This window comes from Mesorhizobium sp. L-2-11 (assembly GCF_016756595.1).
In the GTDB taxonomy this organism is placed as follows: Bacteria; Pseudomonadota; Alphaproteobacteria; order Rhizobiales; family Rhizobiaceae; genus Mesorhizobium.
The window spans coordinates 4744487-4758508 of the sequence record NZ_AP023257.1; the positions used below are offsets into that span (position 1 = coordinate 4744487).

15 protein-coding genes are annotated in these 14022 nt (G+C 61.7%); 9 read left to right on the forward strand and 6 right to left on the reverse strand.

Features of this window, described 5'->3' with window-relative positions; all coding sequences use genetic code 11:
• Positions 1-25: 25 nt before the first annotated feature.
• Together JG739_RS22845 and JG739_RS22850 are read right to left on the reverse strand one after the other, a co-directional pair.
• Positions 26-1225, reverse strand: coding sequence for an IS256 family transposase (locus JG739_RS22845; protein WP_202362577.1), 1200 nt, complete (start codon positions 1223-1225; stop codon positions 26-28).
• A gap of 168 nt (positions 1226-1393) precedes the next feature.
• Positions 1394-1765: an endonuclease domain-containing protein gene (locus JG739_RS22850; protein ID WP_202363491.1), complete on the reverse strand. Its 372-nt coding sequence runs from the start codon at positions 1763-1765 to the stop codon at positions 1394-1396.
• A gap of 293 nt (positions 1766-2058) precedes the next feature.
• On the opposite strand from JG739_RS22850, the gene JG739_RS22855 reads away from it, so the two are divergent.
• The 6 genes from JG739_RS22855 (at position 2059) to JG739_RS22880 (ending at position 9299) form a co-directional block, all read left to right on the forward strand.
• The gene (locus JG739_RS22855) at positions 2059-2715 is read left to right on the forward strand and encodes a TetR/AcrR family transcriptional regulator (protein WP_244749523.1); all 657 of its coding nucleotides are present in this window, start codon (positions 2059-2061) and stop codon (positions 2713-2715) included.
• Between the two features lie 58 nt (positions 2716-2773).
• Positions 2774-3937: an isovaleryl-CoA dehydrogenase gene (locus JG739_RS22860; protein ID WP_202363492.1), complete on the forward strand. Its 1164-nt coding sequence runs from the start codon at positions 2774-2776 to the stop codon at positions 3935-3937.
• 175 nt (positions 3938-4112) lie between these two features.
• Positions 4113-4940 (forward strand): DUF1444 family protein, encoded by an 828-nt coding sequence (locus tag JG739_RS22865; protein ID WP_202363493.1) that lies wholly within the window; start codon positions 4113-4115, stop codon positions 4938-4940.
• Positions 4941-4948: 8 nt separating this feature from the next.
• Entirely contained in the window at positions 4949-6556 is a 1608-nt protein-coding gene (locus JG739_RS22870) for a carboxyl transferase domain-containing protein (RefSeq protein ID WP_202363494.1), read from the forward strand.
• Positions 6557-6558: 2 nt separating this feature from the next.
• Positions 6559-7089, forward strand: a complete 531-nt coding sequence (locus tag JG739_RS22875) for an O-acetyl-ADP-ribose deacetylase (RefSeq protein ID WP_202363495.1) — start codon at positions 6559-6561, stop codon at positions 7087-7089.
• Between the two features lie 254 nt (positions 7090-7343).
• Positions 7344-9299 (forward strand): acetyl/propionyl/methylcrotonyl-CoA carboxylase subunit alpha, encoded by a 1956-nt coding sequence (locus JG739_RS22880; RefSeq protein ID WP_202363496.1) that lies wholly within the window; start codon positions 7344-7346, stop codon positions 9297-9299.
• Positions 9300-9419: 120 nt separating this feature from the next.
• Here the strand turns inward: JG739_RS22880 and JG739_RS22885 are convergent.
• The 4 genes from JG739_RS22885 to JG739_RS22900 all read right to left on the reverse strand — a co-directional run bounded on the left by JG739_RS22885 (position 9420) and on the right by JG739_RS22900 (position 12516).
• Positions 9420-10363 (reverse strand): IS630 family transposase gene (locus JG739_RS22885; RefSeq protein WP_446720497.1). Its coding sequence is split into 2 segments (ribosomal slippage): positions 9420-10027 and positions 10027-10363, totalling 945 coding nucleotides; the frame shifts between segments, so codons are not numbered across the junction.
• A gap of 182 nt (positions 10364-10545) precedes the next feature.
• Positions 10546-11667 (reverse strand): branched-chain amino acid ABC transporter substrate-binding protein, encoded by a 1122-nt coding sequence (locus JG739_RS22890; RefSeq protein WP_202363497.1) that lies wholly within the window; start codon positions 11665-11667, stop codon positions 10546-10548.
• A gap of 67 nt (positions 11668-11734) precedes the next feature.
• Entirely contained in the window at positions 11735-11872 is a 138-nt protein-coding gene (locus JG739_RS22895; RefSeq protein ID WP_202363498.1) for a hypothetical protein, read from the reverse strand.
• A gap of 377 nt (positions 11873-12249) precedes the next feature.
• Entirely contained in the window at positions 12250-12516 is a 267-nt protein-coding gene (locus JG739_RS22900) for an SEL1-like repeat protein (protein ID WP_202363499.1), read from the reverse strand.
• A gap of 463 nt (positions 12517-12979) precedes the next feature.
• On the opposite strand from JG739_RS22900, the gene JG739_RS22905 reads away from it, so the two are divergent.
• The 3 genes from JG739_RS22905 (at position 12980) to JG739_RS22915 (ending at position 13921) form a co-directional block, all read left to right on the forward strand.
• Positions 12980-13324, forward strand: a complete 345-nt coding sequence (locus tag JG739_RS22905) for a DUF2147 domain-containing protein (protein WP_128241943.1) — start codon at positions 12980-12982, stop codon at positions 13322-13324.
• A 214-nt stretch (positions 13325-13538) separates the two neighbouring features.
• Entirely contained in the window at positions 13539-13691 is a 153-nt protein-coding gene (locus JG739_RS22910; RefSeq protein WP_202363500.1) for a hypothetical protein, read from the forward strand.
• Between the two features lie 35 nt (positions 13692-13726).
• The gene (locus tag JG739_RS22915) at positions 13727-13921 is read left to right on the forward strand and encodes a hypothetical protein (protein ID WP_202363501.1); all 195 of its coding nucleotides are present in this window, start codon (positions 13727-13729) and stop codon (positions 13919-13921) included.
• Positions 13922-14022 lie beyond the last annotated feature (101 nt).

Below are 14022 nucleotides of genomic sequence, written 5' to 3' on the forward strand. Positions count from 1 at the left end.
CGGAGCGGCGGACATGGCGGCCGCGTCAGGCGGCCAGTGCCCTCAGGTTCTCCTTCTTGTGCTCGCGCAGATGATCCATGTTGAGGTAGCGGGTCGCCTCGAGCCAGTTCTCGTGGATCTCCACCGCCAATGCCCGAACCAGCCGCAAACAGCTCTGCGGGTTGGGGAAGATGCGAACGACCAGGGTGCGCCGCTTGATCTCCTGGTTCAGCCGCTCCAGCATGTTCGTCGACTTCATGTGCTTGTGATGCGGCAGCGGCAGCCGATAGAAGCTCAGCGTCTCCTCGATGTTGTTCTCCACCCAATCCACCAGCTTCGGGTATTTGGCCTGCCATTTGGCGATCCACTGCGCCAGGTCGCGCTTGACCTCGGCGAGGTCGCGCCGGTCATAGAACCATCTGAGCTCCATCAGGCAGTCGTCATCGACCTTGCGCGGCACATAATCGAGCGCGTTTCTGAGGAAGTGCACGTAACAGCGCTGCCAGACTGCCTCGGGCAGGACTTCGCGGATCGCTGCCCTGAGCCCCGGATGGTCGTCGGAGACGACAAACTCGACGCCGGCGAGCCCGCGCTGCTTGAGCCCTGCCACGAACGCGCGCCAGCTCGAATGGCTTTCACGGTTGGCCAGCTCGACACCGAGCACCTGGCGCCGGCCTTCCCAGTCGACGCCGATCGCCACCAAGACGGCCTGGCTGGCGATCACGCCGGCCTCGCGCGCCCGCTCGTAGCGCGCGTCCAGAATGAGGTACGGGTAAGGTTCGGCAAGCCGCTGCTCAAAGAACGCCTTCAGCGCCTCATCCAGCCGCGCCGTCGCCTGGCTTACCGTCGAGGCCGAGAAGGAATGGCCGCACAGATCCTCGGTGATCGCCTTCACCTTGCGCGTCGACACGCCTTGCACGTACATCTCGACCAGCGCCGATACCAGTGCCTTCTCCGAGCGCTGGTAACGCTCAAACAACTCCGTCGAGAACCGGCCGGCCCGATCTTGCGGAACCCGAAGTTCCAGCACGCCAACCCGCGTCACAAGCTTGCGTTCGTAATAGCCGGACCGGTAACCAACCCGCTCCGTCGTCCGCTCGCCTTTCTCGGCCCCGATCGCCTCCGTCATCTCGGCTTCCAAAGCCTCCTGCACCACAGTCTGCAAAACTCTGCGGAAGCCGTCCTCATCCGACAACAGCAACGCTTTCAACTCGCCTCTGCTCAGTCTAACCTCTCGCTTGGTCATGGCACTTACCCTTCCACGGGAATCGGTGATCGCAACGTCACCAGCGTGCCATGGCCGCCCCTCGCCTCAGAGTAAGGGCTGTTCTCTCTCCAGAGCTTTTTGCAGAACCTTCAGAACACTATCCGCGCCGATCCACCTTCTCCCACAAGGGGAGAAGGCAAGACTGCGCTACCGCCACGGTTGCAAACTCTCATCACGGACATAAGCGATGATGGTGTCGCAGACGGCGTTCAAATCCCGCAGCACGTCGTCGTTCCAGAAACGCAGCACGCGAAAGCCCCTCGCCTTCAATTCGGCGTCTCGCTCCCGATCATAGTTCGAATCCGCATGTTGACTGCCATCGATCTCAACGATCAGCCTGGCCTCGGCGCAAACGAAATCGGCGATGAATCTGCCGACAGGGACCTGACGCCGGAATTTGATACGATCGAGCTTTCGTCCGCGCAGTTCGTGCCACAGGCGGTCCTCCGCCTCCGTTGGCTCGCGGCGCATCGAGCGGGCGAAACGACGTTTGGTCGGAGCGACGGGCTGATGCGGCATCGGGCGAGATTACCTAACCTCAGCACTCCGTCCAACGCAAATCGCCAACTTCACGTTGGCCAAAGCGCCGAATGGCAGCGCTCCCCCTTCTCCCCTTGTGGGAGAAGGGGGCCTCGCGAAGCGAGGTCGGATGAGGGGTGTTCCAGCTTGGCACCGATGGCGATCCTTCCAACACCCCTCATCCGTCTCGGCGCTACGCGCCGATCCACCTTCTCCCACAAGGGGAGAAGGAAAAAGTCGCACTTGAATTAATTGAACGTTCGTTTTATGCTCCGCCTCTCAACGAGGCTTGCATGGCGCGCACGACCGGTTCCGACGGCGAAAAGACCGAAGCGGCGGTCCGCGAGGCGGCGGTCAGCCTGATTGCGCGTCTCGGCTATGAGGCGATGTCGATGCGCCAGCTAGCCGCCGAGGTCGGCGTCCAGGCGGCGGCGCTCTACCGTTATTTTCCGACCAAGGAAGACCTCTTGTTCACGCTGATGCGCGAGCACATGCAAGGGCTGATCGAGGCGTGGGACGCGGCGCGCCCGGCCGCGGCCGATCCGGCGACACGGCTCGCCGCCTATGTCGAAAACCACATCGCCTTCCATATCGAGCGCCGCCATTCCACCCATGTCTCGAACATGGAATTGCGCAGCCTGTCGCATGACCGCCTGACGCAGATCCTGCGTATGCGCACCGCCTATGAGAAGGAGCTACGCGTCATCTTGCGCGACGGCGCAGAAGCCGGCGTCTTCAGAGTCGAAGACACAGGGCTGACAGCCATGGCGCTGATCCAGATGATGACCGGCGTCATCGTCTGGTTCCGGCCGGGCGAGCGGCTATCGATCTCGGAGGTAACCGCCACATATCTTTCAATGACGATGCGCCTGGTTGGAAGCAAAGGCCGATGGCGCGACAACGACCTGCAGCGCCGCAGCCGGCGGGCAAAGGACGCTGTAGCAGTTTGATTTTGCGCCCTTCCCGAAATTGAATTTGATTTCGGGGCCGTGCGCCGGGAGGAACGGCATGTACACGCACACACTCAACTTCGGGCTTGACGAAGACATCGAAGCGCTGCGCGACTTGGTGCGGCGCTTCGCCCAGGACAAGATCGCCCCGATCGCCGCCGAGATCGACAGCTCGAATGAATTCCCGGCGCATCTGTGGGCCGAGTTCGGTGGGCTCGGCCTGCTTGGCATCACCGCCGATCCGGAATTCGGCGGCACCGGCATGGGCTATCTCGCCCATGTCGTGGCGATGGAGGAGATTTCGCGCGCCTCGGCCTCGGTCGGCCTCTCCTACGGCGCCCATTCCAATCTCTGCGTCAACCAGATCAATCGCTGGGCAACGCCGGCGCAGAAGGAAAAATATCTGCCTGCGCTGTGCAGCGGCGAAAAGGTCGGCGCGCTGGCAATGTCGGAATCCGGCGCCGGCTCCGACGTCGTGTCGCTCAAACTGCGTGCCGAAAAGCGTAACGAGCGCTATGTGCTGAACGGCACCAAGATGTGGATCACCAACGGCCCGGACGCCGAGACGCTGGTCGTCTACGCCAAGACCGATCCAGAACTCCAGTCGCGCGGCATCACCGCCTTTATCGTCGAAAAATCGATGGCCGGCTTTTCCGTCGCGCAAAAGCTCGAAAAGCTCGGCATGCGCGGCTCCAACACCGGCGAACTGGTTTTTTCAGATGTCGAAGTGCCGTTCGACAATGTGCTGCATGAGGAAGGGCGCGGCGTCGAGGTACTGATGTCGGGCCTCGACTACGAGCGCACGGTGCTCGCCGGCGGCCCGCTCGGGCTGATGGCGGCGTGCCTCGATGTGGCGGTCCCCTATGTGCACGAACGCAAGCAGTTCGGTCAGCCGATCGGCGAATTCCAGCTGGTGCAGGGCAAGCTCGCCGACATGTATACGACGATGAACGCCGCGCGCGCCTATGTCTATGCCGTCGCCGCTGCCTGCGACCGCGGCCAGACGAGCCGCAAGGACGCCGCCGCTTGCGTGCTGTTCGCTGCCGAGAAGGCGACGCAGATGGCGCTCGACGCCATCCAGCTTTTGGGCGGCAATGGCTACATCAACGACTATCCGACCGGCCGTCTCTTGCGCGACGCCAAGCTCTACGAGATCGGCGCCGGCACCAGCGAGATCCGCCGCTGGCTGATCGGGCGGGAAATCATGGCGGAGGAAGTATGAAGCCTGGCAAGAGATGCAGGCGCGTGCCAGACGTACCCGAGGGGCTGCGGATTGCTTGACACGTCAAATAGCTATCTCATGGGAGGCTGTAGTTTTGCGAGTATTGAGAGACAGGCAGGGGGGATAGATGGTTCCATCGTCGGCGCAACCAGTCACAAGGCGGGGGATATTTGCGATGGCATTGTTTTCCTCAATTGCGGGCCTTCTCGTGCACGTCAAGGCACAGAAGCAGCGCTTTCCAGACATCGCGGAATTCAGAGAGCTTGTAATTGCCGCCCTAAAACGGCAACCGGGCGTCGAGAGCGCCATAGCGGATCCATCGGACCCCGCAAAAATCAATACCAGAATTGGCGATACGGACATAGCCTCGGACATCACAAACGTGTTCGGCTACTTGAACTCATATCCCGACGAGGACGCCGAAGCTGCCATTGACCGGTTTGCTCGAGCCTTGGCAGAAGCGCATCTCGCCAAGGCCGGCGAAAACAATCTTATCGCCGTGGTCCGGACCCATCAGTATGTCGATCAACTTACATCGACGGGTATGGATTTGTTGTCGGAGCCATTGGTTGGCGAACTTGCAATCGTATACATGGCCGACCTTCCCAATTCAATGTCACCTGTTGCGCCAAAGGACTTCCCAGGCCGGACGCTTTCGGATTTGCGCGGCGTCGCGCTAGACAATGTGAAGAAATGGCTGCCAAAAATTGTCTCTGATGGTGAACTCGGTATAGTTCATCTGTATTATGTCGACGGCAACACGATGCTGTCCTCAAGCCTTGTTCTTCTTGACGAGTTCTGGCTTTCGATCCGACCTCAATTTCCCGGCGATGTTTTGTTTGTGCTGCCACGCCGGGATCAATTGTTCGTCTTCGATGCAGGCAATTCGCAGGCCCAAACCGCGGCCAGACGAATGATAGACGTTACATTCGAGGACGGCTTCAATCTGCTGTCCGACAAAATTTTCGAACGTCGCAACGGCAAACTCTTGGCGCAGGCGTAGAGCCGGACATGACCACCCTCACCTCGCAGATCTCGCCCGCCTCCGACACTTTCCGCGCCAATGCCGGGCGCATGCGGGCGCTGGTCGCCGACATTGCGCAAAAGGCGGCAATGGTCGAGCGTGGCGGCGCGGAGGAAGCGCGTGAGCGCCACCAGAGCCGTGGCAAGCTTTTGCCGCGCGAGCGCCTCGCCCAATTGCTCGACACCGGCTCGCCATTCCTCGAGATCGGCCAGTTCGCCGCGTGGTCGATGTATGGCGAAGACATCGCATCGGCCGGCATCATTACCGGCATCGGCCGCGTCGAAGGCACCGAAGTGATGGTCGTCGTCAACGACGCCACGGTGAAGGGGGGCACCTATTATCCGCTGACGGTGAAGAAGCATCTGCGCGCCCAGGAGATAGCGCTGCAGAACAAATTGCCTTGCGTCTATCTGGTCGACAGCGGCGGCGCCAACCTGCCCAACCAGGACGAGGTGTTTCCCGACCGCGACCATTTCGGCCGCATCTTCTACAACCAGGCCAACATGTCGGCTGCAGGCATTCCGCAGATCGCCTGCGTCATGGGTTCGTGCACGGCGGGCGGCGCCTATGTCCCGGCGATGTCGGACGAGACGATCATGGTGCGCAACCAGGCGACCATCTTCCTCGGCGGTCCGCCGCTGGTGAAGGCCGCCACCGGCGAAGACGTCAGCGCCGAGGAGCTGGGCGGTGCCGATGTGCACACGCGGCTTTCCGGCGTTGCCGATCATTTTGCGCTGGACGACGAGCATGCGCTGGCGATCGCGCGCCGCATCGTCAAGAACCTCAATCGAAAGAAGCAGATCGGGCTGGCGCTACGCGATCCGATTGCGCCGCTTCATGCAGCCGAAGAACTCTACGGAATCGTGCCGACCGACCTGCGCCAGCCCTATGACGTGCGCGAAGTGATCGCCCGCATCGTCGACGGCTCCGACTTCGACGAGTTCAAGCAGAACTACGGCACCACGCTGGTCACCGGGTTTGCCCATCTCCACGGCATGCCGGTCGGCATCATCGCCAACAACGGCGTGCTGTTTTCCGAAAGCGCGCTGAAGGGCGCGCATTTCATCGAGCTGTGCTGCCAGCGCAAGATCCCGCTGATCTTCCTGCAGAACATCACCGGCTTCATGGTCGGGCGGAAATATGAGGCCGGCGGCATCGCCAAGGACGGCGCCAAGCTGGTGATGGCGGTCGCCACGGCCCGCGTGCCGAAGGTCACCATGATCATCGGCGGCTCGTTCGGCGCCGGCAATTACGGCATGTGCGGACGCGCCTATTCGCCACGCTTCCTGTGGATGTGGCCGAATGCCCGCATTTCGGTGATGGGCGGCGAGCAGGCGGCCACCGTGCTGGCCGTCGTCAAGCGCGAGGGGATCGAGCGCAAGGGCGGGCAATGGAGCGCGGAGGAAGAGGCAAAATTCAAGAAGCCGATCCTGATGAAATACGAGCACGAAGGCCACCCGCTCTATTCCTCCGCCCGGCTCTGGGACGACGGCATCATCGATCCAGCCAGGACGCGCGAGGTGCTGGCGCTCAGCTTGTCCGCCGCGCTGAACGCCGGGATCGAGGAGACAAGTTTCGGCGTGTTCAGGATGTGACGATGAGCGAGATCGACCCCAGGATTCGCATTCATGTCGGCGACATCACCAAGCTGGGGGCCGATGCCATTGTCAACGCCGCCAACACCTCGCTTCTGGGTGGCGGTGGCGTCGACGGCGCCATCCACCGGGCGGCCGGTCCCGAGCTTCTGGCCGAATGCCGGTCGCTGAATGGCTGCAAGGTCGGTGACGCAAAACTCACCAAAGGCTACAGGCTGCCGGCACGCTATGTGATCCACACGGTCGGACCGGTTTGGCAAGGCGGCGGCAAGGGCGAAGCCGAGCTGTTGGCCTCCTGCTATCGCCGGTCCCTCGAACTCGCCGCCGCCAAGGATTGCAGGACGGTGGCATTTCCGGCGATCTCGACCGGTGTATACCGGTATCCAAAGGACCAGGCGACGCAGATCGCCGTTGGCACCGTGAGCGCCTTCATCAGCCACAACGCGGTTCCGGAAACCGTCATCTTCTGCTGCTTCGACCAACAGACGGCGGATCTATACCAACAGGCGTTGCTGCGCCTGGCGGGAGAGTGATGTGATACGGCGATGAGAACGCTCGCTCGGTTGCGCTGGCGGGACAGCGCCCCCCTCTGTCCTGCCGGACATCTCCCCCACAAGGGGGGAGATTGGCAGCTGCTGCCTCGCAGCCCTTCTTTCAACGTTGGAGATTGGCGAAAGCAGGGGAGCCAGCGAATCTCCCCCCAAGTGGGGGAGATGTCCGGCAGGACAGAGGGGGGCGCGAAGGAACACCCGCGCCGTTGGCGGCAAGTTCTGGCTTTGGAGGTCCCATGTTCGCCAAAATCCTGATCGCCAACCGCGGCGAGATCGCTTGCCGGGTGATCCGCACCGCGCGCAGGATGGGCGTGCGCACGGTCGCCGTCTATTCCGACGCCGACGCCGGCGCCTTGCATGTCGAGATGGCCGACGAAGCGGTGCATATCGGGCCCTCGCCGGTCGGCGAAAGTTATTTGCGCGGCGACAAGATTGTCGCGGCGGCTTTGGCCACCGGCGCCGAAGCCATCCATCCCGGCTACGGTTTTCTGTCGGAAAACCCTGACTTCGTCGATCAGGTGACAGCGGCCGGGCTCGTCTTCATCGGCCCGTCGGCCGCCTCGATCCGCGCTATGGGGCTGAAGGACGCGGCCAAGCGGCTGATGGAGAAGGCCGGGGTGCCGGTTGTGCCGGGCTATCACGGCGAGGCGCAGGAGATTGTGCTGCTCGCCTCCAAGGCACGCGAGATCGGATATCCCGTGCTGATCAAGGCGCGCGCCGGTGGCGGTGGCAAGGGCATGCGGCGCGTCGAACATCCCGACGACTTTTCCGAGGCGCTGTCGGGTGCGCGGCGCGAGGCCAAGGCCGCTTTCGGCGACGACCGCGTGCTGGTCGAGAAATATATCGAGAAGCCGCGGCACATCGAGGTTCAGGTATTCGGCGATATCTTCGGCAATGTCGTGCATCTCTATGAGCGCGACTGCTCGGCGCAGCGCCGCCACCAGAAGGTGATCGAGGAAGCCCCCGCCCCCGGAATGACACCGGCATTGCGCAAGGCGATGACGGAGGCTGCGGTGAAGGCCGCCAAGGCGATCGACTATTCCGGCGCCGGCACCATCGAGTTCATCGTCGACGCCTCGCAAGGGCTGAAGGCCGACCGCTTCTGGTTCATGGAAATGAACACCCGCCTGCAGGTCGAGCACCCCGTCACCGAAATGGTCACCGGCACCGACCTGGTCGAATGGCAGTTGCGGGTGGCGTCCGGCGAAAAGCTGCCGAAGACGCAGAGCGAGATCACGCTCTCCGGTCACGCCTTCGAGGCGCGCATCTATGCCGAGGACGCGGCAAGGGGCTTTTTGCCGGCGACGGGCACGCTGCATCACCTGAAATTTCCGGATACAGCGCCCGAGGGCGCCAGCATGCGGATCGAGACTGGCGTACGGACCGGCGATGCCATCTCGCCGTTCTACGACCCGATGATCGCCAAGCTCGTCGTCCACGGCAAGACCAGGCCGGCAGCGCTCGAAGCCCTGGGCATAGCCCTTTCGCAGACCGAGATCGCCGGCTCGACCGTCAACACCGCCTTTCTCGCGGCGCTTGCCGCTGACGCCGATTTTTCGGCTGGTGACGTCGACACCGGACTGATCGGCAGGCACCAGCAAGTGCTGACCGCGGTGTCGCCGCCGAGCAGCGAGATCGTGGCCGCGGCCGCACTTGCGGCGTCCGGCGCCGGGGCTCACGCGCCGACAGACGACCCGTGGTCGTCGCTTGCCGGCTATGCGCATTTCCACCCGATCGCGCGGCGCACGCGGCTGCGCTACGGCGAGAATGAGATCCTCGCGCATGTATCGGTGCGACCGGAGGGGCGCTTCCAAGTGGCACTGGACGCACCTTATGACAGCGCGCTTGATCTTCGCGCCGCCGGCCTCGCCCGCTGGCCAGGTCATGTCACCGTCTTTTCGGGTGCCGTCGGCTACAGCTTCGCGGTGCCGGACCCGTTGGCAAAGGCCGACGAACTCGCAGCCGGTGCCGACAGCCTGCGCGCGCCGATGCCGGGCCTGGTCAAGCTGGTGCGCGCGGCGAAAGGCGAAGCCGTCATCAAGGGCCAGCCGCTGTTGATCCTGGAAGCGATGAAGATGGAGCACACGATTTCCGCGACGCATGACGGGACGATCGCCGAGATCGCAACAGAGGGCGCCCAGGTCACCGACGGGACGGTGCTGGTGCGTTTTGCCGAGGAAGCCCACGGCTGACGCTGTTCACCCACCAGCGACGGCGGAAGACACGCTCCACAAAACGCACTCCCAGAAATGAAATGGCCGGGGTTGACCCGGCCATCTCCGATTGTTGCCAGGCGCTAGAGCGGGATGAGATTACCTGCGGTCATAGCCTGAGTTTGCGAAGTAATTTGAGCACTCGAGCGGTGTGACGCGGTTGAGAATCTGGCCGATGGCGTTGCAGACCGTTTCAACGGTGCGCTTTGCGGCCTTTCGCAGCCAGTGCTTGAGCTTGGCGAAGAGCTGTTCGATCGGATTGAGGTCAGGCGAGTATTTCGGCAGGAAGAAGAGCCTCGCGCCGGCCTTTCGGATGGCGCGACGCACGGCCTTGCCTTTGTGGCTGCCGAGATTGTCCATCACAACGATGTCGCCCGGCTGGAGAGTGGGCACGAGAACCTTCTCGACATAGAGGAGGAACCTCTCGCCGTTGATCGGCCCGTCGATGAGCCAGGGCGCTTCGACGCGATCATGACGCAGCGCAGCCAGAAAGGTCATTGTCTTCCAGTGGCCATTGGGAACTTTGGCCTTGATCCGCTGTCCGACCGGTGCCCAACCCCTGAGCGGGGCCATGTTGGTCTTGGTCCAGGTCTCGTCGATGAACACCAGGCGGGCGGGGTCGATCCGGTCCTGATACAGAACCCATTGCCTCCGTCGGCGCGCAACATCGGGACGATCTTGCTCGGCGGCGATCAGCGTCTTTTTTTGTGAGACAGCTTCTCGGCGTGCACGAACTCCCACACCGAGCGGTAGTCAACCTTCAGGCCACGCTCGCCAAGTTCGGCCACAAGCCCGCGCAAGGTGAAGTCCTTCTCCCGGCAGCGCTCGACAAGCCAGTCGCGCCACGCTCCCGATATCTTCTTCGGCTTGTAGCCGCCCACTTGGCGGGGCGCCACGCTCCCCGTCTGTTCCACCCGCTTCAGCCACTCGATCGCCGCGCTGTAGCTGACGCCAAATCGAGCAGCCGCCGCGCGCCGCGAAAGCCCTTCAACCTTGACCGCCGCAACAACCCGTTCGCGCAGGTCCATTGAATATCCAACCATCAATGCTGGCCTCCTGCCCAGCAGCAAGGTTGAATCAGATCATCGCTGATTTGGGAATCCCACGACTCCCATAAATCTCATCCCGCTCTAAAGCGCGTCTCATGCGACGCGCTTTAGTTCTTGTCTTATGCATGTCGTTATCGCAAAACCGCTGCGCACTTTTGCGCGACATGCATTAGCCGTCACGGCTGGATCGGCGCGTATTTGCCGTCGTGCCACTGGTTGATGTCGTAGCTGACGTTCTTGAGGTCGCCCTTTTCATCGAAAGTGACAGGACCGACGACGGTGCTGATCGGCTGCCCATTCTTCAGCGCTTCGGCAACCTTGGCCGGGTCGTCGCTGCCGGCGCGCTTGATACCCTCGGCAAAGGCCTGGATCACGGCATAGGAGAACAGCGTAAAGCCCTCGGGCACGAAGCCGCCCGCCTTGATCTTTTCGATGGCCTGCTTGGCTTCGGGCTTCGCCTGCGGATCCGACGGGAAGACGAACATGGTGCCTTCGCCGGCCGGGCCGGCAACCTGCCAGAATTCCGGCGTGGCAATCGAGTCCGGCATGATCAGCTGGAACTTGAAGTCCTGTTCCGCCGACTGGCGCAGGATGAGGCCGGCCTCTGGGTGGTAGCCGCCGAAATAGACCACATCAGCCTTCAGCTCCTTGAGCTTGGTGACAAGCGCAGAATAGTCCTTTTCGCCGGCGTTGATGCCCTCGTAGAGGATCTCCTTGAGGCCGTTTTGGTTCATCGTCGCCTTGACGGCGTCGGCCACGCCCTGCCCATAGGCGCTCTTGTCATGCATGATGACGACCTTTTTGCCGGCGTATTTCTTGGCCATCCATGGACCGATGAAGGCGCCTTGCGCATCGTCGCGCGTATAAAGGCGCATGATCGTCGGCCAGCCGGCTTTCGCCGCCGCGTCGGTCAGCTCCGGGTTCGACGAAGCCGGACTCATCATCAGCGCACCGGCTTCGGCATAGACGGCCGAGGCCGGGATGCTCGAGCCCGAGCAGGCATGGCCATCGATGAACTTGACGCCGTTGGCGACGATGCGGTTGGCGACCGAAACCGCCTGCTTCGGATCGCACTGGTCATCCTGGACGTCGAGCTTGATCTGGCGGCCGTCGACGCCGCCAGCGGCGTTGATCGCATCGGCAGCGGCTTGCGCGCCCTGCTTGAACTGGTCACCGATGGTGGCAAGCTGTCCGGTCATCGGTCCGACCACCGAAAAGGTGATGTCTTCGGCGAAGGCAACCGGCGCGCTCATTACCAGGCCGACAATGGCCGCGCTCAAAATACCCAATTTTTTCATGGCGATACAACTCCTCCACTCGCGCGGCCGCTTCGGCCGCGCCTCTTCCAGAATAGGTGGGAGAATTTCACCCCTCGCCAAGCCTGTCTAGGCGCATCGACGGCACTCGATTGGGCCTGCCGCCTTCTGTTTGAACTTCTTCCAAAAAACCGATTTGCACTTTTTGGAATTGCGGTCCGATTGTTTGACCAAGATCTTCTTCCAAAAACCGGTCTCCACTTTCTGGGATCATGGTTCGGAAACGCAAAAGCCGCGCCGGCCTTGTTCCGGCCGGTCGCGGCTTTTGTCGATCGAACAATCCCGAACGCTCCCGCGCTTCCCGAAACCGCTCGCCTTCCCTGTCCAGAGCCCAGCCATCCCGATAGAAGCGGGATGGCAGGCTCTATCTTCTTGCTTGACCATGATTCTGTCCGAAAACCTGTTCCCACTTTTCGGGATCATGGTCTAGGCGCAGCTTGGCCGTATCCGGCCTGCAGCGTTCTTGTCATTGTTGGTCCGGCCGTCTTGTGCGGCCTTGAAGCGTCCCTGTCGGTGATCTCAGTGTCTGATGAACTGAGGGGCCTGATGAACTGAGGGCTAGACTTAGTGCATCGTCATCCATTCGCGAGCTTCGCGCAGCGCCCTGGCGATCTCGAGCTTCGACATGGCGGCCGACAATTCTGAGCGCAGTTCCGCGGCGCGGACCGAGCCCTTGATCGCAGCAATGTTGAACCATTTGTGGGCGGCGACGACATCGGTCTCGCAATCGCGGCCGGTCGCATACATCATACCCAGTTCGAAAAGAATGTCGGCCTGGGCAGTTGCCCCCATGGCGCCGAAGCCGGCTTCAGGCATTTCAAAACGTGCCATTTCATCCCCTGTTCTAGCCCCTGTCAGGCTCCCGAGAGCTGCCTCGTTCTGTCCCTTGGAAACCCTTGGGGCGGCTGCTCTTTCGATGCTTTCGAGAATGAACCGAAGGCTTGAATCCGTCGTTAAACGGCGTGCTTAATTTGAGGAAAACAAAGCTAAAACAAGAGGTAAACGCGGAAATTCATTAACGATGCAAAGCCAGCAATCGCGCCGGTTTGGACTAAAATTGATGAAAATTTGCGAGGCGCAAATCAAGACTCCGCTAACCACGGGAGACAAAGCCAGCATGCAAGGCGTTTTCATTTCTCGCCGACCAGACCGCCTCGGGCGGCCTCAGAAATCCCGAAGTCTTCCGCAGCGGCACCGCTTTTGTTTTACCGGGAGGTGGATTAGCTTACGTTTGCGTAAGAGGCAGACTGGCGGGGCGCAACATCCGGCCGGATGCCCCACAGGGAGGAGAAACATGTTTCGCAAAATCAGCATGGCCCTTGCGGCCACATTGATCATGGCCGGCACGGCTTGGGCCGACCCGATCGAAGGCAACTGGAAAACGCAGGCCGGTTCGACCGCCGCCATCGCGGGCGGCGGCGGCGCATTTTCCATCACGCTCAAATCTGGCAAGTTTGCCGGCAAGCGCATCGGTTCGTTCAAGGTGTCCGGCGCCAACAAATATACGGGGACGATAACCGACCCGGAGACCGACAAGACCTATTCGGGCAAGGCCTCGGTCTCAGGCGCTTCGCTCAAGATGAGCGGCTGCGTGCTCGGTGGGCTGATCTGCAGGAGCCAGACCTGGCACAAGCTCTGATCGTTCCCATTCGAAGGACATGAAAACGGGGCCTTTGCAGGCCCCGTTTTCTTTTCGTCGGCGATCTGCGCTTGCATCGCCTGCCGCATCAAAACTCGAACTGTTGCGTGTCCAACAACTCGTTAATGAATTTGAACCGCAGATGAACGCTGGCATCAGAGCCGGTTCAGTCGGGCTCGGGCATTTTCGTGCATATTGAAGGAGACACCACGCAATGCTCGCTCGCCGCTTTACCATCGTCTGCCTGCTGCTGAGCCTGTTCGGAATGTTCTTCGCCATCCTCGTCGCAGAGGCAGGCCGTCCGGCCCGCTCCCGGGACCAGGCCAATTCCTGCCGGTTTGGTTGCGTGAACCATATCCGCCTCTGAACCGACAAAGACCTCGAGAGACAAAAGCAAAAGCCATGAACCACATCGTCGCCAATGCCCTGAAAACCCTTCGGCTCCTGCCGCGGGCGGCGCTTATCCTGACCGTGCTTGCAGCGCCGGTCCTGGCCGTGCCAACGATGCGCGCCGATGCCGGCTCGACGATCGAAGCGCCGGCGCTGAAGAAGACCGGCGTCGGCTTTGTGCTGTTGGTCAGCCTGCGGCGTGGTTAGGCAATCATCGAAACCATTCAAAACAAAAAACGACCCTTCGGCCCCCTCCCAACCGCATGGCCAAGCCTCTATATTGGGTCATGGAAAAGCGAATCTACCCC